Below are 23,419 nucleotides of genomic sequence, written 5' to 3'. Positions count from 1 at the left end.
CTGCGGCGCGTCCGGCGCTTCGCGGGAACGGCATGCGCATTTCGCACCACGCGCGGTTGCCGTCGCCGATCGCCACGCACACCGCGTGCTCGCTCGAAATGCGTGTGCTCGTCCCGTGACGTGTGCGCGCCGCGAGGCGATTACCCGCGCGGCGGCGTGGCCACGCGCGCGGGCGGCCGCGATTACTTCGCGAGCGTGCGGTACGACACGAGGTCGTTGATCGGCCCGATTTCCGGTCCGGTCGCGCCGGGGCGCGTGGCGACCTGCACGACCTTCTCGAACATGATGATGAACGGCGAGTTCGCGAGCACGGCCTTCTGCAGCGCTTCGTAACGCTGCGCGCGCTTCGCGGGCGACGGCTCGACGAGCGCGGCCTCGGTGTCCTTCGTCAGTTGCGGAATGTCCCAGCTGTTGCGCCACGCGAGCATCTTGGTCGGCGACTGGTCCGAGTTGTCCGGATTCCACGCGAAACCGCGCGCGTTGCTGTTCGGGTCCATGTAGTCGGGCGACCATTCGCCGACGAAGATGTCGTGCTGGCGCGCGCGATACTTGCCGATCGCCTGCTTTGCGTCGCCGGGGATCAGCTTCACGCGGATGCCGCCCTGCGCGAAGTTCGCCTGCAGCGCCTGCGCGATCTCGAGGTACGGATAGTCGTTCGGCATGTCCATCGTCACGTCGAAACCGTTCGGCAAGCCGGCCTTCGCGAGCAGCGCCTTCGCCTTCGCGACGTCCTGCTTGTAGGGCCGTGCGTTCGAGGCGCCGAGGAAGCCTTCGGGCAGGAAGGTCTGATGCACCTTGTAGGTCGTGCTGACGATGTTGCGCTGGATGCCGTCGTAATCGACGAGCCACTTCATCGCCTGCTGCACCTCGGGCTTCGCGAGGTTCGGGTTCTTCGTGTTCAGGCTCAGGTACAGCAGTGCCGACACCGGCCACGACGCGATCTTGATTTTGCCGGCCTTCGACAGCGCGGCGAGGCTGTCGGGGCTCAGGTTGCGCGCGGCGTCGGCGTCGCCGTTCTCCAGCAGCAGCCGTTGCGCGGACGCTTCGGGCACGTGGCGCAGCACCACGCGCTTCATCGGGTACGGCGTGCGGTATTTGTCGAAGCGCTGCAGCACGATGCTCTCGTTGGGCGTCCACTTGACGAGCTGGTACGGGCCGGAGCCCGCGTCGTTGGTGCGCAGCCAGCCGCTGCCGAAATCGTTGCCTTGCTGGTGCGACAGCAGCAGCTTCTTGTCGAAGACGGAGGCCGGGCACGCGCTCAGCACGTTGAGCACGAAGCTCGGCGCGTACTTGCGGTCGGTTTCGAGTACGACGGTCTGCGGATCGACCACGCGCACCTTCTGTGTCACGTTCGCCTTCGTGAGGCCGAGATCGGCGAGCACGCCGGCCGGCCCCTTGTCGAGCAGGATGGTGCGCTGCAGCGACCACGCGACGTCGTCGGCGGTGACCGGGTTGCCGGAGTGGAACGTGAGGCCCGCGCGCAGCTTGAACGTGTAGGTCACGCCGTCGGCGCCGACCGTCCACGATTGCGCGATCTGTCCATCGAAGCGCGTCGGGTCCTTCAGGTCGACGCGCACCAGCCGTTCGTAGGTGTTCGCGACGTATTCGGACGGCACCAGCTCGTAGATCCCGCTCGGGTCGAGGGTCGTGAATTCGCCGAGTTGCGTGGCGACGACGAAGATGCCGGGCGGCGTGGCTGCCTGCGCCGGCAGCGCCGGAACAAGCGCGACGAGCGCGGCGCTGACGAACAGTCGGGACAGCAGGTGCTTCATGCGGGCTCCATCGAAAGGGAATCGTGGTGCGATTCTCTCATCGACGGGTACCCGGATGAAAATATTCGGCAGACGCGCCGGGTGGCGCAGCGGCGGCCGGGCGAACACCCGGCGCGGCAGGACGTCAGATCGCGCAGCGCGCGACCGCGAAGCGCATCGCTTCCTCGGCCGGTTCGTTGCCCGAGCCGCGCACGACCTTGATGACGGAGCCGTTGCCCGATGGCGTCAGCGTGACGAAGTACGAATTCGAGCCGACGGCGATGTCGGTCACGCCGTTGTGCTGCGATTGCTCGGTGCCCGACAGGCGGCTGTCGAGGCAGTTCGCGACCGCGTAGGCCGGACGTTGCGACGACACGTAGATCATCGGCGCGGCGCCCGAGCCGGCCGAATCGGACGAGGGTGCGGAGCCGCAGGCGGCGAGCAGGGCGGCGGGAAGGAGCAGCAGGAATCGTTTCATGGTCGGTCGTCGGGTGTCTCGTATCGAGGCTGGGGCGCGGGGGAGCGAAACGCGAAGCTTCGCGACGAAACCGCCCGGAATCGGGCCGTTTTTGACGGACGACGACACGGCAGGCGGCTGACGACGGAGTATACCCGCAGCATTTGACGCCGTTGGCGCGTTGAAACGATTCGATACAACCGGCGCCCGCTGTCGGACGGGCGCTTGCTTCGGTTGTCGTCGTGACCGGCGGATTGCCCCGGCCGTCGCGCTGCCGGCGCGCATGCGCACCCGCGCGACAGCGCCGCCGCGCATGCATTGCTGAGCGGCGTGGTCCTGCCGCGGCGGATCGCGGACGCGGTCGCCGAGCATCGCGACTTCCTGCGTGGCCGCCGCGATTGAGCGGGGCGAGTCAGTCGAAGCGGATCAGGTGAGGCGGTACGACGGGCCGGGCGTCACCTCGGCCGGCAGCGGCTCGCGGTTCAGTTCGAGCAGCGTGCGCTCGATCTGTCGCGTCATCGCATCGAGCGCGAGATGGTTCGGCCCGTCGCCGAACGGCTCGGCAATCGCATGCGCGATCGCGTCGAGCGCAATCAGCGTATAGGCAACGAATACCGTGACGAAGGGTGTCGCCGCGCCGATCGAATCGACGAGACCGAACGGCAGCAGCACGCAATACGCGTAGATGGTCCGGTGCAGCAGCACATCATAGGAAAACGGAATCGGCGTCGACGCGATGCGTTCGCAGCCGCTCACCGTCGCGACGAGCTCGTCGAGGCGCGCATCGAGCATCCACAGCCGCGTATCGGCGAGCTGGCCGGCGTCGGCGCGGGCGGCGAACGCTTCGCGCAGCGCGTGCACGATGACGACCGGGCGAAACCGCGACGCGGCGACGCGCGCATGGGCGGCGCCGTCGAGCAGCCCGCGCAGGTCCGCGGCCGGATCGGTGCCGCGCAGTTGATGCTTGAGCGCATAGACGAACGCGACGACCGTGCGCACGAACGCGCGGCGCGAGGCGTCGTCACGGTCGACCGCGCCGTAGCAGAGCGCCTGCGACACCAGCGTGCGCGTGGCGGTCAGCACGCCGCCCCACAGTTGTCGGCCCTCGCGATAGCGTTCGTAGCTGGCGTTGTTGCGAAACCCGGCGAAGATCGCGAGCGTCAGGCCGATCAGCGTGAACGGCGTCGGGTTCAGCGGCACCTTTTCGCCGAGCACACGGCCGCCGCCCCACACGGCGACGAGGCTGATCGCAAGCGTCAGCACGAGCTGCGGCAGGATGGTCGGCAGCACCGAGCCGTTCCAGACGAGCAGCATCCGCAGCCAGTGCTCGCGCGGACGAACGATCATCGTCGTGCTCCGTCAGGCGGCGATCGGGGCCGGCGCGGCCGCGCGATGCAGCAGCACGGGCACCGACTTCGACGTCGGCGTGTTGCACACGTCGCCGACGCTGTCGAGCGGCACGAGCGGGTTGGTTTCCGGGTAGTACGCGCCGATGCAGCCGCGCGGGATGTCGTACTCGACGAGCAGGAAGCCTGCCGCGCGCCGCTCGATGCCGTCGTGCCATACGGTTTCCATGTCGACCCATTCGCCGGCCGCGAGGCCCAGCATCGCGAGATCGTCGCGGTTGACGAACACCACGCGGCGCTGGCCGAACACGCCGCGATAGCGGTCGTCGAGCCCGTACACGGTCGTGTTGTACTGGTCGTGCGAGCGCGTCGTCATCAGCGTCATCAGCCGGTCGCCGTGCAGCGCGCGGGCGCGCTGGATCGGCGTGTCGGTCGGTAGCGCGTGCGCGATGAAGTTCGCCTTGCCCGTCGGCGTCAGCCATTCGCGATCGCGCGACGCGACGCGCAGGTGAAAGCCGCCGGGCCGCGCGATGCGCGTGTTGTAGTCGTAGAAGCCGTCGAGCGTCGCCTCGATCGCATCGCGGATCTTCGCGTAGTCGTCCTTGTACGCGAGCCAGTCGATCTTGCCGCTGCCGAACAGCGCATGGCCCATGTGCGCGACGATCGCCGGTTCCGACATCAGGTTCGCGGACGCCGGCTTGTTCATCCCGTACGACACGTGGACCATGCTCATCGAATCCTCGACCGTCACGCCCTGCGCGACGTTGTCCTGCAGGTCGATCTCGGTGCGGCCGAGCGTCGGCAGGATCAGCGCGTCGCGGCCGTGGATCAGGTGGCTGCGGTTCAGTTTCGTCGTGATGTGCACGGAAAGCGCGCAGCGGCGCATCCCTTCCCACGTGCGCGGCGTGTCCGGCGTCGCCATCGCGAAGTTGCCGCCGAGACCGATCAGCACCTTCACGCGGCCGTCGAGCATGCCTTCGATCGTCTCGACGACGTCGTAGCCGTGATCGCGCGGCGGTTCGAAATCGAACACGTGGCCGAGCCGGTCGAGGAACGCCTGCGACGGCTTTTCCTCGATGCCGACCGTGCGGTTGCCCTGCACGTTCGAATGGCCGCGCACCGGGCACAGGCCGGCGCCGGGGCGGCCGATGTTGCCGCGCATCAGCATCAGGTTGGTCAGCATCTGCACCGTGGCAACCGAATGCTTGTGCTGCGTGATGCCCATGCCCCACGTCGCGATCACGCGTTCGCTGCGCGCATAGCGCTCGGCGAGCGCGTCGATCTGCTCGTACGGCACGCCGCTTTCGGCCGTCAGCGCGGACCAGCTTTCGGCGCGCAGATCGTCGGCGAACGCATCGAAGCCCGCCGTGTGCTCGTCGATGAACGCGGTGTCGAGCACACGCGGCGCACCGGCGGCGCGCGCGGCGTCGTCGAGTTCGAGCACGCGCTTGGCCATCCCCTTGATCAGCGCGAAATCGCCGCCGATGGTCGGCTGGATGAACGTCGACGCGATCTTCGTGCCCGACATCGTCAGCATGTCGAGCGGGCTTTGCGGATCGGCGAAGCGTTCGAGGCCGCGCTCCTTCAGCGGGTTGATCGACACGATCGTCGCGCCGCGCTTCGCGCACTCGCGCAGCTCGCCCATCATCCGCGGGTGATTGGTCGCGGGGTTCTGGCCGAAGATCAGCAGCATGTCCGCATGCTCGAAATCGTCGAGCGTGACCGTGCCCTTGCCCACGCCGACCGACGCCGGCAGCCCGCGGCTCGTCGCCTCGTGGCACATGTTCGAGCAATCGGGGAAGTTGTTGGTGCCGTACAGGCGCACGAACAATTGATAGAGGAACGCCGCTTCGTTGCTCGCGCGGCCGGACGTGTAGAACGCGGCCTGGTTCGGGTCGGGCAGCGCGCGCAGATGGCGCGCGATCAGCGCGAAGGCATCGTCCCACGCGATCGGCACGTAGCGGTCGGTCCGCGCGTCGTAGACCATCGGGTCGGTGAGCCGGCCGTGCTGTTCGAGCTCGAAATCCGATTGTTCGAGCAGTTCGGTTACCGTGTGCGCGGCGAAGAATTCGGGCGTCACGCGCTTGCTCGTCGCTTCCGCGGCCACCGCCTTCACGCCGTTCTCGCAGAATTCGAACGTCGACGCGTGCTGTCGGTCCGGCCACGCACAGCCCGGGCAGTCGAAGCCGTCCGGCTGGTTCTGGCGCAACAGCGTGCGGTAGTTGCCGCCGGCGACCTTTTCCTTGATCAGGTTGATCGTGACGGCTTTCAGCGCGCCCCAGCCGGCGGCCGGGTGGGTGTACGGTTCGATGCGCGCGGTCGCGGATTTCTTTTTCATGATGCGGATGTCGGGGTCGATGCGTGCAGAGTACGCGCGGCACCCGTGCGGCTGTGTGTACACCTGTTCACTTCAAAAAAGAGTACAGTTTCGGCCATTCATCCCGTGCGGATCGCAACTGTGTTGATGAAGGGAAGTTGAAAGGGAGGCGCGTGAAGCGTTACGAACAACTGGCCGACGATCTCCAGGCGCAGATCGAGCGCGGCGTGTACCGGCCCGGCGAGCGGATTCCGTCGGTGCGGCACGCGAGCCGGCAACAGCAGCTCAGCGTCACGACCGTGCTGCGCGCATACCTCGTGCTGGAAAGCCGCGGCCTGATCGAAAGCCGGCCGCAGTCGGGCTACTTCGTGCGCGCGCGCGCGGCGGCGCCGGCCGAGGCCGAGCTGCATATTTCCGCACCGGCCGCCGAGCCGTCGGCCGTGGACGTGAGCCGGCTCGTGCTGTCGACGCTGCGCTCGATCGCGCGCGACGACGCGGTGCCGCTCGGCTCCCCGTATCCCGACGCATCGCAGTTTCCGGTGCAGCGCCTCGCGCGCTATGCGCAGGCGATCGGGCGGCGGCGCACGCGCTGGGGCGTGATCGACGACCTGCCGCCCGGCAACCAGGAGCTGATCCGCCAGATCGCGCGGCGCTATGCGGAGCGCGGGGTCGCGGTCGAGCCGGGCGAGATCGTGATGACGATCGGCGCGACCGAGGCGATCAACCTGTGCCTGCAGGCTGTCGCGAAACCGGGCGATACGATCGCGGTGGAGTCGCCGACGTTCTACGCGATGCTGCATGCGATCGAACGCATGGGCATGCGTGCACTGGAAGTCGCGACGCACCCGGGCGACGGCATCGATCTCGATGCGCTCGAGCGGGTTCTCGCGCGCGAGCGCATCGCTGCGTGCATGGTGATGCCGAATTTCCAGAATCCGCTCGGCTTCCAGATGCCCGATGCGCGCAAGCGGGCGCTGGTCGAGCTGCTCGCGAAGCACGGCGTGCCGGCGATCGAGAGCGACGTTTATCACGAGCTGCACTTCGGCGACACGGCGCCGAGCGCGCTGAAGTCGTTCGATCGCGACGGGCTGGTGCTGCATTGCGCGTCGTTCACGAAGAGCCTGTCGCCGCGCTACCGGATCGGCTGGGCGATGCCGGGCCGTTACCGCGACCAGGTCGAGAAGCTGAAATTCCTGAACACGCTCGCGACGCCCGCGATCGAGCAACTCGCGATCGCCGAGTACCTGAAACACGACGGCTACGATTTTCATCTGCGGCGCATGCGCAAGCTGTATGCGCAGCAGGCGAGCCTGATGAGTGCGATGGTGCGGCGTTTCTTCCCGGAAGGCACGCGGCTGTCGCAGCCGCAGGGCGGGTATGTGCTGTGGGTCGAGCTGCCGCCGCGGGTCGATGCGATGAAGCTGTATACGCTCGCGCTCGCGCAGCGGATCACGGTTGGCCCCGGGCATATGTTCTCGGCCGGCACCGATTACCGGCATTTCATCCGGCTCAACTACAGCTACCCGTGGTCGCGGCAGATCGAGGACGCGCTGAAGGTGCTGGGGCGGCTCGCGTCGGAGTGCGCGGCGCGGTGAGTGCTGGCGCCCGACGGCAGGGCAGGCGGCGACCGGCGGCCGGCCGCCGTGGCCGGTATCAAGCCGCGCGCGGCGCGTGCAGCCCGGCTTGCGCGGCGTCGACCATCTGCCGCATGTCGAAGCCCGACGGATGCTGGTACACGCGTAGCCCGAACTCCGGCAGTACCGCGATCAGGTGGTCGAACAGGTCGGCCTGGATGGCCTCATAGTCGACCCACGTCGTCGTATCGGTGAAGCAGTACAGTTCGAGCGGAATGCCTTCGGCCGTGAGCGGCAGTTGTCGCGCCATGTTCGTCATGTCGCGGCGGATGCGCGGATGGCTCTTCAGGTAGTGCGCGACGTACGCGCGGAACGTGCCGAGATTCGTCAACTGGCGGCGGTTCGCCGGGCAGTCGCCGGCCGCGCCGAGCGTGCCGTTCCATTGCTCGATCGCGTCGACCTTATCCTCGAGATAGTCCTTCAGCAGCGTCAGGCGTTCGAGCCGCTCGATCTCGGCATGGGTGAGAAAGCGCACGCTCGTCGCATCGACGAACAGCGCGCGCTTGATGCGGCGGCCGCCCGCTTCGGTCATCCCGCGCCAGTTCTGGTAGCTCTCGGTGATCAGCTTCCACGTCGGCACCGTGATGATCGTGTGATCGAAGTTCGCGACCTTGACGGTGTTCAGCGTGATGTCGATGACCGTGCCGTCCGCGCCGGCCGACGGCATCGTGATCCAGTCGCCGATCCGCAGCATGTCGTTCGACGACAGTTGCACGCCGGCGACGAGGCCGAGCAGCGTGTCCTTGAAGATCAGCATCAGCACCGCCGACATCGCGCCGATGCCGGACAGCAGCAGGCCGATCTGCTTGCCGGTCGCATCGCCGATCACGACGAGCGCGGCCGTGATGAACATCACCAGCTTGACGAGCTGCATCGCGCCTTTCAGCGACAGGCGCGGCTGGTCGCGTTGGGCGGTGCGGTGCGTGTGCTCGAGCGCGGACAGCGTCGCGCTGATGGTCATCGTCACGAGGAACACGATCAGCGCGAACAGCACCTTGTCGGCGACCTGCGCGACCAGGCCGGGCATGCCCGGTACCGCGCCGAGCCCGAGCTTGATCACGACGAACGGGACGATGCGGTTCAACCATTTGAACGCGCCGAATTCGAACAGCGCGTCGTCGACGCGCGTGGCGGACAGCCGCGCGAGCCGCGCGATCACGCGAAACAGCAGGAAATGGACGACGGCGGTGATCGCGCCGGCGGCGGCGAGCAGGACGAGGATGCCGACGAGCGGCGTCAACCAGGATTCGTTCAGGGTCATAGGGCAGACGGGGGCCTTCTCGTGCGTTGAATCGGCGCCGCGACGCGGCGCGCGCCCGGTGAAGGGCGCATGAAAGGGACCGTGATTGTGCCATCGGGTTCCGGATGCGTGCCGTAAACGCGGGTCGATCGGCTCCCGAATCGGCTCACCTTTGTGCAGGTATCCTCTGCATCGAGGTGACGGCAGAGGGGGAATCCGCATCACCGCAAGCCGGCGTGCGAGCCGGTTGCCGGATGCGGCGTCCACAGGAACGCGGTCGGCTCGAAGCCATGACGGCAGGCCCTCGCGTTTCGATGCGCGCGGTCGGCGATCCATGCAATCATGCAGGCGTCGCAGGCGTCGTCGGTGTGCCGCGCGCGTTGGCGTGCGGCTCCTCCGGCGACGGTGAGCGACACGCGACCTCGTCGCGCACCCGTTCGTGGCCCGTCACTTCGACTTCGCGCATTTCACGCATGCAAGATTCCAACGAAAGCCGTCCGTCGCGCGTATGGCTGCTGAAAGGCCTTCTTCCGATTCGTCGCGCGGGCGCCATTCGCGACATCTTCGCGGGCATGTCGCTCGCGTCGATGGACATCCCGCAGGTGCTCGGCTACGCGCGCATCGCCGGCATGCCGGCCGTCACGGGGCTCTACACGGTGTTCCTGCCGCTCGTTGCGTTCGCATGCTTCGGCGCGTCGCGCCATCTCGTGGTCGCCGCCGATTCCGCGACCGCAACGATTTTCGCGAGCCGGCTGTCGTCGATGGCGCCGGCCGGCAGCGCCGACTATGCGGCGCTCGCCGGCATGGTCGCGTTGCTGACCGCCGCGATGCTGCTGCTCGCGCGCATCTTCAAGCTCGGCTTTCTCGCCGATTTCCTGTCGCGCACGGTGCTGGTCGGCTTTCTCGCCGGCGTCGGCGTGCAGGTGTCGATCGCGATGCTCGGCGACATGCTCGGCCTGGCCGTGCCGTACCCGGCGTCGCGCAGCCTCGCGCAACTCGACTACGTCGTCACGCACGTGGTTCACGCGCACCGGCCGACGCTCGCGCTCGCGGCGCTCGTCGTCGTCGCGATTCTCGCGTGCAAGCGGTTCCTGCCGCGCGTGCCGATGCCGATGATCGCGGTCGCGGGCAGCATCGCCGCGAGTGCAGCGTTCGGTTTCGCCGCGCACGGCATCGCGGTGCTCGGTCCCGTGGCGGGCGGGTTGCCGACGCTGCGCTGGCCGTCGGTCACGTGGCAGCAGTTCCTCGATCTCGTGCCGGTCGCCGCTTCGTGCTTCGTGATGATCATCGCGCAGAGCGCGGCCGCCGCGCGCGTGTTCGCGCAGCAGTACGGCGAGGACGTCGACACCAATGCCGACATCCTCGGCCTCGCGGCCGCGAACGCGGCGGCGGCGCTCGGCGGCGCGTTCGTCGTCAACGGTAGCCCGACGCAGACGGCGATGGCCGACGGCGCGGGCGTGCGCAGCCAGATCGGGCATCTCGCGTTCGCCGCGGTCGTCGCCGTCGTGCTGCTGTTCTTCAGCCCGTATCTGCAGTATCTGCCGCATGCGGTGCTGGCCGGCATCGTGTTCACGATCGCGCTCGGGCTGATCAACATGCGTGGTCTCGCGGCGATCCGGCGGGAAAGCCCCGGTGAATTCATGCTCGCGCTGGTCACGGCCGCGGCCGTCGTGGCGGTCGGCGTCGAGCAGGGCATCCTGCTGGCCGTCGCGTTGTCGCTGATGCGGCACGTGCGCCACAGCTACCAGCCGCACACGATGGTGCTCGAACCCGTCGCCGGCAACGGACGGTGGCAGCCGGTGCCTGCCCGGCGCGGCGCGATGACGGCGCCCGGGCTGATCGTCTACCGGTTCGGCGCCGACCTGTTCTTCGCGAACGATCACCTGTTCGCGGCCGAAGTAACCGAACTCGTCGATACGGCACCGCTGCCGCCGCGCTGGTTCGTCGTCGATGCGGGCGCGATCACCGACGTCGACTATTCGGCCGCGCGGACCTTGGTCGATCTCGTCAGGGCGCTGCATGCGCGCGGAATCGGCGTGCTGTTCGGGCGCGTGAACCGCTATCTGCGCGCGGACATGGATCGTCACGGGATCACCGAGGCGGTCGGCGCGTCGTGCATCTTCGCCACGCTGCATCAGGCGCTGGAGGCGGCGGGCGCGACGCCCGCGCCGCAGGAGCCGGGCGCGGTGTAACGCGAAGCGGCGCTACGCGAGCGCGCACGCGCGCGAAACCGTTGCGCAGGCAGCGGGTCAGTGCCGTCCGCTCGCGGCGTCGATCGTGTGGATGTGACTTGCCGTAGCGGGGGGCCGCGCGTGCGGTGCGGCGCGGCCTGTAGTCAGCGCGAGCCGGCCGGCGCGTTGCCGGCCCGTCCGTCGCCGCCTGCACCGGCTGACCGCAACGGTAGCCGCAGCGTCGTCACGAAGCTCGCCGCATGCAGCGCGCATAGCAGGCCGAACGCCCATGCATACGCAACGGCCTGCGTGCCGCCCGCCGACGTCGCTTCGGCCTGCAGCCGCCACGCAAGAAACAGCGTGCATAGCGTCGTGAACGTCGGGCCGCCGAGCCGCTGCACGATATTGAGCGACGTGGTCGCCATCGGCAGGTCGCGGCGCTCGACCGATGCATACGCGGCGGCGATCGACGGCGCGCCGATCGCACTCTGACCCATGCCGCGCAGAAACAGCGCCGGTACGAGCACGAGCGGATCGTAGCCGGTCAGCGCGACGAACACGAACGGCAGCGTGGCGGCGAGTGCGAGCAGCGCGCCGGCGGCGGCCAGCCGGCGTACGCCGAACCGGCTCGTCAGTGCGCCCATCGACGGATAGGTGACGAGCATGCCGAGGCCGAGCGGCGCGAGCAGCCAGCCCATTTCGCCCGGCGAGCGCCCGCACGCCTGGATCAGGAACACGGGAATCAGCATCTGGCCCGCATACAGCGCGCCGTTCGACAGGAATTGCGTGCCGGCTGCCGCGCCGAACACGCGCGAGCGAAACAGCGCGAGATCGATCAGCGCACGTTCGCCCTGGCGGCGCTCGAAGCACAGGAACGCGACGAGCAATAGCGCGGAGCCCGCGACCGCCGCGATGCCGGGCAACGAGCCGATCCGCTCGACGCCGTACAGGAACAGCACGAGGCCCGGCGACAGCAACGCGAGGCCGATCCAGTCGAGTTCGCGCCGCGGCGCATCGTCCCGGTCGCCGGGCAGGAACCGCGCGGCCAGTGCGAGCGCGAGCGCGCCGACGGGCAGGTTCACCAGAAACAGCCAGCGCCACGACGTGTGCTGCAGGATCGCGCCGGCCACGACCGGGCCGAGGATTGGCGCGAGCAGCACCGGTACCGCCGCGTAGCCGATCACGCGCGCCATCTGCTGGCCGGCGACACGCGCGATCATCATCTGCGCCATCGGCGCGAGCAAGCCGCCGCTGACGCCTTGCAACACGCGGAACGCAATCAGCGACGGCGCGGACCACGCGAGCCCGCACAGCGCCGATGTAAGCGTGAACGCCGAGAAGCACCACAGGTATAGCGCCTTCGCGCCAATGCGGTCGACGAGCCAGCCGCTCAGCGGCAGCACCAGCGTCAGCGCGAGCAGGTAGCCGCTCGTCACCCACTGGATCGTCGACAGGCTCGCATGCAGGTCCGTCGCGAGGCTCGACAGCGACACGTTGACGATCGTCGCATCCAGCTGCGACAGCAGCGAGCCGAGCGTCGCGACCGCGCTGACTTTCCAGATCGACGGATCGAGCCGCCCGGCTGCGTGGCCCGGCGCCGGCTGTCTGCGTTCGTCGCTCACGCGCCGCGCCGGTCGAGCAGCGCGACGATGTCCTGCGTCGTGCCCGTCTCGCCGACGCGCGGGAACAGCCGCTCGACGCTGTTGACGTGCGCATCCGCGTTGAGGTCGGTCATCGCGTCGATGGCGAGCGTCACGTTGTAGCCGAGTTCGTGCGCCTGTCGCGCGGTCGATTCGACGCCGATGCTCGTCGCGACGCCGGTCAGCACGATCTGCGTGACGCCGGCTGCCTTCAGATGCGCGTCGAGACCGGTGCCGGTGAACGCGCCCCAGGTCTGCTTCGTCACGACGTGGTCGCCTGGCTGGCGGTTCAGTTCGGGCACGAGTTCGGTCCAGTCGGCGGGAAGCTGCGCCGTGCGCGGCGCCTGCTCGGTGCGGCCCGGCGCGCCGCCCGCGACGTTGACCAGCACGACCGGCAGGCCGCGGCCGCGGAATGCGTCGAGCAGTTCGCGGGCGTGGGCGATCACCGGTGCGACCGGGTGCGCGGTGGGCAGGGCGACGATGCCTTTCTGCAGGTCGATGACGACCAGCGCCGTGTTCGTGTCGAGACGGGTTACGCTCATGATGGGCTCCGGGGGAAAGGGCGAAGAAAGCCGGGCGCGCGCATGCTGCGCGGCGCACCGGCCGGGTTCATTGCTCGCCGATGCGGCGGATCAGCGGGATGGCCGCGGCAAGCGTGTCGATGTCTTCCGGATCGAGTTGTTCGATCGCCGCGCCGAGCCACTTGTGTTTTGCGGCATTGCGCTTGCGCCGCGCGTCGACGCCGGCGGCGGTGAGTTTGAACAGGATCTGGCGGCCGTCGGTCGGATGCGGTTCGCGCTCGACGAGCGCGTCTTCCTCGAGGCTTGCGAGGATCGCCTTCATCGACTGCGGCTTCATCGCTTCGGCGCGCGCGAGATCGGCGGTCGTCATCGGCCCGTGCCGATCGAGCCGCGCGAGCGCGCTCGTCTGGGACATGCCGAGTCCACCGGAATCGATTTCGGAGCGCAGCCGGCGGATGAGTTGGCCGACCGCGAGGGTCAGGTCGGCGGCGACGGTTTCGGCGGAAACGCCGGGTTTGCGTGGCGGGTTCATGCGGCGAATCTTAGAACACGACAGTTAGACTTGCAAGTTTAACTGTCGAATCGACCGCCGGCCCGGCAGCACCGTCCGGCGCGCGACTATGCGCGTCGATGCGCGACCGGTACGACTTCGTTGTATCGCGGGGTTGCGTTTTCGTGCAGCAGATCGCCGAGGTACTGGCCGAGTTCGTCGGCGGTGAGCGCCGCCGGAATCTGCAGATTGGCCGGGCGCCGCTTGCCTTCGGCGCCGAGATCGAACACGGCCCAGCGGCCGTCGGTGCGCACGACGGCGAGCAGCCGGCCGAAGGCGTTGAAGCGGTATTCGTGCTGCATCGCGTCGCTCCCGTGGCGTGAATGCGCCGGCTGCCCGTGTGCGTTTACTGGATCGAGCAGGACAGCCAGCGATGGATTCTGATTGCGTCGCTCGATACGCCGGCACGCGTCGGTGCGCCGAGCAGCACGACCGTTTCGCGGCGGCCTTTCACGCGCATGCGCATCACGACGCCGTGCCCCGATTCGTTGATGAAGCCGGTTTTCTGCAGCCGGATCGGCAGGCGGCGGTAGCGCACGAGCGGGTCGGAATTCACGTATACGAGTTCGCCGTCGCCGGGGCGCACGGTGGTCGACAGATCGGTCGAGAAATAGCGGATCAGCGGATCCTGCGCGGCCGCGCCGACGAGCCGCGCGAGATCTTCCGCCGTCGACACGTTGTGCGGCGACAGGCCGGTCGGCTCGCGAAAGTGCGTATGCCGCATGCCGAGCCGGCGCGCTTCGCGGTTCATCGCCTTCACGAACGCCGCGCGCCCGCCCGGATAGTCGCGGCTCAGCGCGGCGGCCGCGCGGTTCTCCGACGACATCAACGCGATATGGAACATGTCGCGGCGCGACAGTTCCGAGCCGACCTGCAGGCGCGAGCCGGTGAACTTGATCGTGTCGCGATCGCGCGCGGTCACGCGCAGCACGCCGTTCAGCGGACGATCGGCGTCGCGCGCGACGACGGCCGTCATCAGTTTCGAGATCGATGCGATCGGCCGTACGGTGCGTGCGTTGCGCGCGAGCAGCGGGGTGCCGGAATCGACGTCGAGCACATAGGCCGCGCGTGAATGCAGCGACCCGACCGCGCGCGGGGTGTAGCCGCAACGGGCGAGCAATTTCGGTTTCGCGGGCACGCGCGGTCGCACGGCGGTCGTGCGTTTCGCGCGCCGCTGCTGCGATGCGGGTGCCGCGTGGCGTTGGGCCGCTTGATGCGTCACGCGCGAGCGACGACGCTTGACGGCCTTTTTCTTGCGATGGGGTGTCTTCTTGACGGCCTTCGCATGGGCATGCGGTTGCGCATGGGCGGTGCGATGCGGCTGCACGCGTTGCGCGGACGCATTCGCGGCGAATGCGAGCAGCAGGAACGACAGGGCGAGGATCAGGGTGGTCCGGGCGCGAGGCAGGCGCGCGATGAGGCCGGTCAAGCGAAAGTCTCCTTTTCACGCGCGATGCGGCTGCGCGCAATGCGTGGGCGGTCAGCGGGTGCGGGAAATTATACGGTCGATCGCGGGGCGATGACGATTGGATGACGCGCGATACGGGAGGGTTCCGGTCGCTTTTGCGCTGCCGGGCAACCGGTGGGCGTGGCGTGAAAGGCGGGCAGATACGCGGTTCAGCGCGGCCAGTTCCGCCGCGACACGACCGCGAAACTGATCGCGATCGAACCGGTCATCGCACGCGGCGTCGCGTCTTCCAGCGCATCGCCGAAGCGAAAGCGGCGGCTGCGACCGTCCGTGCGTTCGGCACGGCGCTTCGGTGCGCGCGCATCGGCGGCAGCAACGCATTCGCTTGCATCAGGGACATCGGATGACGGCTCGGCCACGCAGTCGGCCGCTGGATCGAGGGACATGAAAGTGCGTTCCGGGAAGGGCATGTCCGTATTGAACGCCATTGCATTCGATCGGTAAAATGAATCTTTCGATCATTATGATTCCGTTAAAGAATGGAACTGAAGCTGCTTCGCACGTTCCTGACGGTGACCGAGCTGTGCCATTTCAGCCGTGCGGCCGACGCGCTGCACATGAGCCAGCCCGCGCTCAGCAAGCAGATCGGCGCGCTCGAGGCGAGCCTCGGCGGCAAGCTGTTCGAACGCGGCCGGCATGGCGCGGAACTGACGCCGTTCGGCGAACGCTTCCTGCCCGACGCGCAGGCGCTCGTGCGCGATGCCGACGAAATCCTGGCGCGTGCGCGGGAAGCGACGAGCGGCCAGCGCGGGCATTTGCGGCTCGGCATCTGCCTGTCCGTGCTCACGCTCGTGCCGAAACTGATCGCCGAATTCCGTCGTCGCAATCCGGGTATCGCGGTGACGCTGAGCGACCTGTCGTCCTCCGAACAGACGCGCCGGCTGCACGCCGGCAAGCTCGACGCCGGTTTCCTGCGTTTGCCTGCCGACGAAGGCTTGTCGTCGTTCAAGGTGACCGACGAAGCGCTCGCGCTCGCGGTGCCGCCGCATCTCGGCTTCAAGCGCGTGCCGGCCAACCTCGATGTGCTCAACGAGATCGGCTTCATCGCGCTGCAGCGTGCGCGCGGCCCGGGGCTGGCCGCGCAGATCGACCGGTGGTGCGTCGAGCGCCGTTTCGTGCCGCACGTGATGCAGCAGGCGGAGGACGTGCAGTCGGTGCTGACGTCGGTCGCGGCCGGCGTCGGCGTCGCGTTCATCCCGTCGAGCGCGCAGTACCTGCTGCGCGACGCGACGGTGCTGCCGCTCGACGGCCGGGACGCGAAGTGGCGCGTGGGGCTCGCATGGCGGGCCGAGCGCGACGATCCCGTCACCACGCGTTTCGTGTCGTTCATGCGCGCCGCACTCAAGGGCGCGTGACGCGGCGTATAGTGCTCGCGATGGTTGTCTCCATGCATGCCGGCCCGACGCCGGCCGACGAACCCGAACCGATGACTTCAGAATCCGACGAATCCCCGCTCGATCCCGCACTCGTCGCCACGCTCGCGACGCTGAACGAAGCCGCGAGCGATCCGGCCGGAAAGCCGTGGTCGCTGCCGAAGATCGCGAAGCGCACGCAATTGCCCATGAGCACGCTGCGGCGCGTGCTGACGCAGCTGGACGCCGCGGGCCTGAGCGCGACGACGCTGAACGAGGACGGTACCGGCAGCGCCGCGCTGACCGACGAAGGGCGCGTGGTGTGCGCGCAGCTGTTCGGCGCGAACGATGCCCAATGATTGAAAAACGGGCCGCTGATGCGGCCCGAGGCATACGGATGGTTCGACGCGGACGTCGCGCCGGCCCGTTCGTCGCTCGCGAGCACGGGCCGGCGCATCGTCATCCGCGCGGCATCAGAACCACTGCTTGTAGCGACGCACGTAGATCGTCTTGACGATCTGCGCGAGCACGATGTAGCCGACCATCGTCGCGGCGAGCCACAGCCAGTAGGTGCTTGGCAGGTGCATGAAGCCGAGCGCTTGCGCGAACGGCGAGAACGGCAGCCAGCAGCCGATCGCGATCGCGGTGAAGGTCGACAGCAGCACCGGCAGCGACGCCGTGCTCTGCAGGAACGGGATCTTCTGCGTGCGCAGCAGATGCACGACGAGCGTCTGCGACACGAGGCTCTCGATGAACCAGCCCGAATTCATCACGATCTGGCCGCTCGCACCGCCGTTCAGGTGATACAGCGCGCCCGCACCGAACACGGTCCACATCAGGACGTACGTCGTGATGTCGAATACCGACGACGTCGGCCCGACCCACAGCATGAAGCGGCCGATGTTGCCGGCCTCCCACTTGCGCGGCTTCTTCAGGAACTCGCGGTCCATCTTGTCCCACGGCAGCAGCATCTGAGACGTGTCGTAGATCAGGTTCAGCACGAGCAGCTGCGTCGCGAGCATCGGCTCCCACGGCAGGAACGCGCTCGCGACGAGCACCGAGAACACGTTGCCGAAGTTCGAGCTGGCGGTCATGTTCAGGTACTTCAGGATGTTGCCGAACGTCTCGCGGCCCTTGATCACGCCTTCCTCGAGCACCATCAGGCTCTTCTCGAGCAGGATGATGTCGGCGGTTTCCTTCGCGATGTCGGCGCCGCTGTCGACCGAGATGCCGACGTCCGCGTCGCGCAGCGCGGGCGCGTCGTTGATGCCGTCACCGAGGAAGCCGACCGTGTGGCCGTTCGCCTGCAGCGCCTTGACGATGCGCGCCTTCTGCAGCGGCGTGAGCTTCGCGAACACGGTCGTGCGTTCGACCACCTGCGCGAGCGTTGCGTCGTCGAGCGTCTCGATTTCGGCACCGAGGATCGGCTTGCCGGGTTCGAGGCCGACCTGGCGGCACACCTTCACCGTGACGGTCGGGTTGTCGCCCGTCAGCACCTTCACCGCGACACCGTTCTCGCGCAGCGCGGCGAGTGCCGGCGCGGCCGATTCCTTCGGCGGATCGAGAAAGGTCAGGAAGCCGCGAACGACGAGATCGTGTTCGTCGGCGGTGCGGTATTGCGCGCGTTCGTCGCCGCGCGGGATCGTGCGCGTGGCGAGCACGAGCACGCGGAAGCCGTCCTCGTTGTACGCGGTGGCCTGTTCGAGCAGCCGCTTGCGGGCCACGAAGTCGAGCGGGCGCACGCCGTCTTCGTCCTGCACGTGCGTGGACACCGCCAGCATTTCCTCGACCGCGCCCTTGCAGATCAGCAGATGCGTGCCGCGCGTATCCTCGACGACGACCGACAGGCGGCGCCGCACGAAGTCGAACGGCAGTTCGTCGATCTTCTTGTAGCCCTGCGGCTTCACGCGTTCGCCGATCTCGTCGGCGCGCGCGACGACCGCGATGTCGATCAGGTTCTTCTGGCCGCTCTGGTGGAAGCTGTTCAGCCAGCCGAGCCGCAGGATGTCCTCGTTCTTGTGGCCGGACAGATCGAGGTGGTGTTCGAGGATGATCTTGTCCTGCGTGAGCGTGCCGGTCTTGTCGGTGCACAGCACGTCCATCGCGCCGAAGTTCTGCACCGAGTTCAGCCGCTTGACGACGACCTTGCGGCGCGCCATCGCGACCGCGCCGCGCGCGAGGTTCGCGCTGACGATCATCGGCAGCATCTCGGGCGTGAGGCCGACGGCCACCGCGAGCGCGAACGTGAGGGCGCTCAGCCAGTCGCCCTTGGTCAGGCCGTTGATCATGAACACGATCGGCACCATCACGAACATGAACTTGATCAGCAGCCAGCTCACGCTCGCGACACCGCGGTCGAAGCTCGTCTCGATGCGCTTGTGGCTCACGACGTTGCGCGCGAGCGAGCCGAAGTACGTGTCTTCGCCGGTCGCGACGACGACGGCCGTCGCCGTGCCGCTGACGACGTTGGTGCCCATGAAGCAGACGTTTTCGAGATCGAGCAGAGACGCCGGTGCGTCGTTCGCCGCGCCGGTCGCATGCGTGCCCGCGGATTTGCCGGCCACCGCGCCGAGCGTGTCGTACTTCTCGACGGGCAGCGCCTCGCCGGTCAGCACGGCCTGGCTGATGAACAGGTCGCGCGATGCGAGCAGGCGCACGTCGGCGGGGATCATGTCGCCGGCGGAAAGATGCACGATGTCGCCGGTCACGACTTCGCGCATCGGCACCTCGCGGCGCGTCGGCTCCGACGTGTCCGTCAGGGCGCGCTGCACGGTGGCCGTCGTGCGGACCATCGCCTTGAGCTTCTCTGCCGCGCGCAGCGAACGGAATTCCTGCACGAAGCGCAGCAGCGCGCTGATCGTGACCATCGTCAGCAGGATCGTCATGCCGACGTAGTCGCGATCGTCGGGCGCCGCGAAATAGACGTCGGTGCAGAAGCTGATGGCGGCCAGCACCAGCAGCACGTAGACGAACGGATTGTGGAACGACAGCAGCAACTGGCGGGTCCAGTGCGGCGGCTTGTCGTGCGCGATTTCGTTCGGGCCGTCGTGCTGCAGGCGGTCGGCGGCCTGGTCGTAGGTAAGGCCGCGCGTGCTGGTGCGCAGCGACTTCAGCGTGTCTTCGAGCGGGCGGGCCGCTTCCTGCGCGGCGCGCATGATGCGCGGTTCGTTCTGCCGGCCGGCGCCGGCCTTGATGAAGCCGCGCTGTTTCTTGTGCGAGGTGTTGTGTCGTGTCGTCATGAGTCGCTCCTTGCGCACGAGGCGGCGGGCGGGGAGCGGCCGTGGCGTTATCGACGCACGCACGCTCCCCGCCGCGTCGCGTCAGGCGCGATCGGCTGTGGGTCGGTAAAGGCGGGAACGCTCGCCGGCGCGCGGGATGCGGACGGCGTGTCGATGCGCAGCGTCGCACCGGCGAGCGGTAATCGACTACTGTCGTCTGAGTTCATCTGCACTCCTGTCGGTTGCGGATTGTCGGCGCGGGCGATCGGCAGCGGCGCGCGCAACGACGCGCGCGGCCGGACGGCACGCGAACGGAGGGCGCACGCGGCTGGCGCCGCGCGCAACGCGAACGCACACGCGCGACGGCGCGTCGCGTGCATTCGACAACATCGAAAATTCGGCGGGAGATCTGGCCGGTAGTCAGGCCGGAAGGACGCCGCATCCTGCTTCCCGGGATGCGGCAGAAGACGAGGCTCTGCGCGTTTTCCTCAGGCAGCAGTCAAGTTGGTGACGCACCAACTACAACTCGCATCGGTGTTCACAGAACACTCCATGTAATGAGACCGGGGCGATGGTAATGGCTCGCTGTGCGAAGCGTCAACCCTTTTGTCAGGCGTTATTTCGAGATACTCGATCGTGCCGGTACGCGTTCGCGGGCGTGTGCGGCAGCCCGTCACGAAACAGCCGCGCGCATGCCGTGTCGGCATGCGCGCGGCCGTGTCGAACGAGGTGCCGGTTACTGGTTCGCGGTCGCGACGGCGGCCCCTGCATCGAGGATGCCCGAGCCCGCCGGCAGCGCGGTGCACGACGTGCCGGCCGCGAGTTTCGCCGCGCGCGTGCCGCCTTGCAGCTTCTGCAGGATCTGCGCGGGCGTGAGGTTGCCGTTGACCGACAGCATCAGCGCGGCGACCCCCGTCACCTGCGGCGCCGCGAGGCTGGTGCCGTTCGCGGGGCCATAGGTGTCCGAGCCCGGCGTCGTCGTGCCGGTGTTCGACGTCGACACGATGTTGACGCCGGGCGCGCTCAGCGCGACGTCGGCGCCGAAGTTGCTGAACGAGGCGCGTCGGCCCGTCGCGTCGGTCGCGGCGACGGTGATCACGCCGCGGCAGTTCGCGGGCTGGTCGAGCCCGGTCGACAGGCCGTCGTTGCCGGCCGCGACGACCACGGTCACGCCCTTCGCGGTCACGTCGTCGATCGCCTGCTGGAACGTCGTGCTGCATGCGCCGACCCCGCCGAGGCTCAGATTGATGATCTTCGCCGGCCGCGGGTTCGTCGGTACGCCGGCCACGGTGATGCCGGCTGCCCAGCGCATGCCGTCCGCGATGTCGCTCGTCACGCCGCCGCACTTGCCGAGTACGCGCACGGGCAGGATCTGGCCGAGCCACGATACGCCGGCGACGCCGGTGCCGTTGTTGGCGGTCGCGCCGATCACGCCCATCACGCGCGTGCCGTGCCAGCTGCTGTTGCTCGGCTGGCTTGCGCAGTGATAGTACGGGCCGTTGACGTTGTCGAGTTCCTGCTGCGTGACCCAGTCGCCCGGATCCGTTGCGTCCGGGCCGCGCGTCAAGCCGTTGTTGCTGGTGTTGACGTTGCTGATGAAGCTGTAGCCGGACAGCAGGTTGCCGACGAGATCGCCGTGCGGCCGATAGCCGGTATCGAGCACGGCGGTGACGACGGTCGGCGAACCCTTGGTCACGTTCCACGCCGGTGGCAGGTCGATGCCGGCGGCCGGGTCGGACAGGTACCACTGCTGGTTGTAGAGCGGATCGCTCGGCGTGTCGCGGATCTGCATCGGGTGATCCGGTTCCGCGTAGTCGACATCGCTGTCGGCCGCGAACGCCTGTGCGAGCGCGGCGGCATCGGCGGCGGCCATGCGCTGGCCGAGCGACAGCACGGTCGCGCCGCTCGAGATCGTTCGTTCGACCTGTACGTTCACCGGCGTTGGCGCAACCGTGCTCGCGTACGCGCGTGCGTTGCCGGTCACGGGCGCCGTCCAGCGCGTCATCGCGCGCTGGATCACCGCATCGAGTCGCGAGCCGTTGTCGATGGTCGCCATCGCGCGGGTGGCCGTCAGCGTTTTGAGCTTGACGATGAGGTGATCGACCGGCGGCTCGACCGGCGCCGTTTGCGCGGCCATCTGTGTGGCGGCCTGCTGCGACGTGCACGTATTGCCGCCGGTCGACGCCGGCGGGGCGGGGGCGGGTGCGGGAGCAGGCGTCGGAGCGGGCGCCGGCGTGGGCGTCGGTGCGGGTGCCGCGTTGGACGAAGACGGGTTGCTGCCGTCGCCGCCGCCTCCGCCGCAACCGGCGAGGGGCAGGAGAGCGGCGGCGGACAGCATACCGGCGAGCATGCGCGCATGGGCCGGACGGGCCAGCGCGAAATTGAAGCGTTTGGCTTTCATATTGAAAGTCGATCCTCGAAGATAACCGTCGTGCCGGCGGTGGTGCCTGGTCCGGCGTAAACCGGACCTTGTTTTTGTTCGGCGCACCCAGGGCTGCTGCGACGCGCCATGCATTGGGTAACGGCTGATGAGGCGGCTTCTTGAATATGTTTTGTGTGAAAAAGGTGCGGGACGCAAACGATTGCGATGCTGTCCTGCAGCATGAACACCCGTTTGGAGCGGATGATCTGTGCATCGGGTGCAAGACTGCGGGCAGACGGCCCGGCCAAACGTGCGGCGCAGGCGCTTTTGCGCGCCGCGGAAACGATTTCTCTCGGTGAGGCCCGAGACAGAGGGCGCTTGACGCTTTCCCCGATGCGGTGCGAATTTTGTTGGGCGTACGATCGCGATTCGATCGAGGTTTCGTCAGGAGAAAAGCATGGATTACCGCTTCCGTTGGCTGGCTGTCGCGTTGTCCTGCGCGCTGGCGGGCACCGCCCACGCGCAGGCCCTCACCGGTACGCTGAAGAAGATCAAGGACACGGGCGTCGTGTCGCTGGGCATCCGCGAGTCGTCGGTGCCGTTCTCGTATTCGGACAACCAGCAGAAGAACATCGGCTATTCGCGGGACATCGCGTCGCGCATCATCGACCAGTTGAAGACGGATCTGAACGTGCCGAACCTCGCGGTGAAGGAGATTCCGATCACGTCGCAGAACCGGATTCCGCTGCTGCAGAACGGGACGATCGACTTCGAATGCGGCTCCACGACGAATACGCTAGAACGGCAAAAGCAGGCCGCGTTCTCGAACAGCATCTTTCTGTATGGCATCCGCTTCAGCACGCGCAAGGATTCGGGCGTGAAGGACTTCGCAGACCTGGCCGGCAAGACGGTCGCGACGACGGCCGGCACGTCGGACGAGCGCCTGCTGCGCAAGCTCAACGAAGAGAAGGCGATGAACATGACGATCATCAGCGCGAAGGATCATGCCGAGGCGTTCATGAACGTCACGACCGGTCGCGCGGTCGCGTTCGTGATGGACGAGCCGCTGCTGTACGGCGAAATCGCGAAGGACCGCAATCCGGGTGCGTATACGGTCGCGGGCACGCCGCTCGTTCACGAAAACTACGCGTGCATGATGCGCAGGGACGATCCGGCGTTCAAGCGTGTCGTCGACGGCGTGATCGCGAAGATGCAAACCTCGGGCGCGGCCGAGAAGCTGTACGACCAGTGGTTCATGCAGCCGATTCCGCCGAAGGGCGTGAGCCTCAACTATCCGCTGTCGGCGGAGATGAAGCAGCTATTCAAGAATCCGACGGATCAGGCGCAGTACTGATTCGGCCGTTGCAATGAAAAACCGCCGGCACGTGCCGG

At 67.9% G+C, this 23,419-nt stretch carries 18 protein-coding genes; 5 read left to right on the top strand and 13 right to left on the bottom strand.

Going from position 1 to position 23,419, the window contains the following annotated elements:
• Positions 1–182: 182 nt before the first annotated feature.
• The 4 genes from CFB49_RS23410 to CFB49_RS23395 all read right to left on the bottom strand — a co-directional run bounded on the left by CFB49_RS23410 (position 183) and on the right by CFB49_RS23395 (position 5,892).
• Positions 183–1,772: an ABC transporter substrate-binding protein gene (locus CFB49_RS23410; protein ID WP_089492446.1), complete on the bottom strand. Its 1,590-nt coding sequence runs from the start codon at positions 1,770–1,772 to the stop codon at positions 183–185.
• A gap of 124 nt (positions 1,773–1,896) precedes the next feature.
• A complete protein-coding gene (locus tag CFB49_RS23405; RefSeq protein ID WP_050012816.1) occupies positions 1,897–2,229 on the bottom strand; it encodes a sugar ABC transporter ATPase in 333 nt (110 codons plus the stop codon).
• 405 nt (positions 2,230–2,634) lie between these two features.
• Positions 2,635–3,555, bottom strand: a complete 921-nt coding sequence (locus CFB49_RS23400; RefSeq protein WP_069617981.1) for a bestrophin family protein — start codon at positions 3,553–3,555, stop codon at positions 2,635–2,637.
• A gap of 12 nt (positions 3,556–3,567) precedes the next feature.
• Positions 3,568–5,892, bottom strand: a complete 2,325-nt coding sequence (locus CFB49_RS23395; RefSeq protein WP_089492445.1) for an FdhF/YdeP family oxidoreductase — start codon at positions 5,890–5,892, stop codon at positions 3,568–3,570.
• A gap of 152 nt (positions 5,893–6,044) precedes the next feature.
• Between CFB49_RS23395 and CFB49_RS23385 the strand changes: the two genes are divergently transcribed.
• Positions 6,045–7,466 carry an aminotransferase-like domain-containing protein gene (locus tag CFB49_RS23385; RefSeq protein ID WP_069617979.1) on the top strand — a complete coding sequence of 474 codons (1,422 nt, stop codon included), beginning with the start codon at positions 6,045–6,047 and terminating at the stop codon, positions 7,464–7,466.
• Positions 7,467–7,524: 58 nt separating this feature from the next.
• On the opposite strand, the gene CFB49_RS23380 is transcribed toward CFB49_RS23385, so the two are convergent.
• Positions 7,525–8,766: a mechanosensitive ion channel family protein gene (locus CFB49_RS23380; protein WP_089492444.1), complete on the bottom strand. Its 1,242-nt coding sequence runs from the start codon at positions 8,764–8,766 to the stop codon at positions 7,525–7,527.
• Positions 8,767–8,870: 104 nt separating this feature from the next.
• On the opposite strand from CFB49_RS23380, the gene CFB49_RS23375 reads away from it, so the two are divergent.
• Complete coding sequence (locus CFB49_RS23375) at positions 8,871–10,937, top strand: SulP family inorganic anion transporter (RefSeq protein ID WP_373453189.1); 2,067 nt, start codon at positions 8,871–8,873, stop codon at positions 10,935–10,937.
• A gap of 143 nt (positions 10,938–11,080) precedes the next feature.
• Here CFB49_RS23375 and CFB49_RS23370 read toward each other — a convergent pair whose 3' ends face one another.
• From CFB49_RS23370 to CFB49_RS23345, 6 genes are all read right to left on the bottom strand, one after another.
• The gene (locus CFB49_RS23370) at positions 11,081–12,538 is read right to left on the bottom strand and encodes a DHA2 family efflux MFS transporter permease subunit (RefSeq protein ID WP_089492442.1); all 1,458 of its coding nucleotides are present in this window, start codon (positions 12,536–12,538) and stop codon (positions 11,081–11,083) included.
• Positions 12,535–13,098: an isochorismatase family protein gene (locus CFB49_RS23365; RefSeq protein WP_089492441.1), complete on the bottom strand. Its 564-nt coding sequence runs from the start codon at positions 13,096–13,098 to the stop codon at positions 12,535–12,537. Before CFB49_RS23365 ends, CFB49_RS23370 begins: the two co-directional genes overlap by 4 nt.
• A gap of 67 nt (positions 13,099–13,165) precedes the next feature.
• Entirely contained in the window at positions 13,166–13,609 is a 444-nt protein-coding gene (locus tag CFB49_RS23360; protein WP_069617974.1) for a MarR family winged helix-turn-helix transcriptional regulator, read from the bottom strand.
• Between the two features lie 86 nt (positions 13,610–13,695).
• Positions 13,696–13,929, bottom strand: a complete 234-nt coding sequence (locus CFB49_RS23355; RefSeq protein WP_089492440.1) for a DUF7661 family protein — start codon at positions 13,927–13,929, stop codon at positions 13,696–13,698.
• A 44-nt stretch (positions 13,930–13,973) separates the two neighbouring features.
• Positions 13,974–15,056 carry a serine hydrolase gene (locus CFB49_RS23350; RefSeq protein WP_089492439.1) on the bottom strand — a complete coding sequence of 361 codons (1,083 nt, stop codon included), beginning with the start codon at positions 15,054–15,056 and terminating at the stop codon, positions 13,974–13,976.
• A gap of 188 nt (positions 15,057–15,244) precedes the next feature.
• A complete protein-coding gene (locus tag CFB49_RS23345) occupies positions 15,245–15,523 on the bottom strand; it encodes a hypothetical protein (RefSeq protein ID WP_089492438.1) in 279 nt (92 codons plus the stop codon).
• Between the two features lie 51 nt (positions 15,524–15,574).
• Between CFB49_RS23345 and CFB49_RS23340 the strand changes: the two genes are divergently transcribed.
• Both CFB49_RS23340 and CFB49_RS23335 read left to right on the top strand, forming a co-directional pair.
• Complete coding sequence (locus tag CFB49_RS23340; protein WP_069617970.1) at positions 15,575–16,450, top strand: LysR family transcriptional regulator; 876 nt, start codon at positions 15,575–15,577, stop codon at positions 16,448–16,450.
• A 71-nt stretch (positions 16,451–16,521) separates the two neighbouring features.
• The gene (locus tag CFB49_RS23335) at positions 16,522–16,806 is read left to right on the top strand and encodes a transcriptional regulator (RefSeq protein WP_089492827.1); all 285 of its coding nucleotides are present in this window, start codon (positions 16,522–16,524) and stop codon (positions 16,804–16,806) included.
• A gap of 114 nt (positions 16,807–16,920) precedes the next feature.
• On the opposite strand, the gene mgtA is transcribed toward CFB49_RS23335, so the two are convergent.
• Positions 16,921–19,686 carry a magnesium-translocating P-type ATPase gene (gene mgtA / locus CFB49_RS23330; RefSeq protein ID WP_089492437.1) on the bottom strand — a complete coding sequence of 922 codons (2,766 nt, stop codon included), beginning with the start codon at positions 19,684–19,686 and terminating at the stop codon, positions 16,921–16,923.
• Positions 19,687–20,401: 715 nt separating this feature from the next.
• Entirely contained in the window at positions 20,402–22,066 is a 1,665-nt protein-coding gene (locus CFB49_RS23315) for a S8 family peptidase (RefSeq protein WP_089492434.1), read from the bottom strand.
• A 418-nt stretch (positions 22,067–22,484) separates the two neighbouring features.
• On the opposite strand from CFB49_RS23315, the gene CFB49_RS23310 reads away from it, so the two are divergent.
• Positions 22,485–23,381 (top strand): glutamate/aspartate ABC transporter substrate-binding protein, encoded by an 897-nt coding sequence (locus tag CFB49_RS23310; RefSeq protein ID WP_069617968.1) that lies wholly within the window; start codon positions 22,485–22,487, stop codon positions 23,379–23,381.
• Positions 23,382–23,419 lie beyond the last annotated feature (38 nt).

Origin of the sequence: Burkholderia sp. AU17457 (assembly GCF_002223255.1) — a bacterium.
GTDB lineage: Bacteria > Pseudomonadota > Gammaproteobacteria > Burkholderiales > Burkholderiaceae > Burkholderia > Burkholderia sola.
This window is presented reverse-complemented; position numbering and strand designations above follow the sequence as displayed.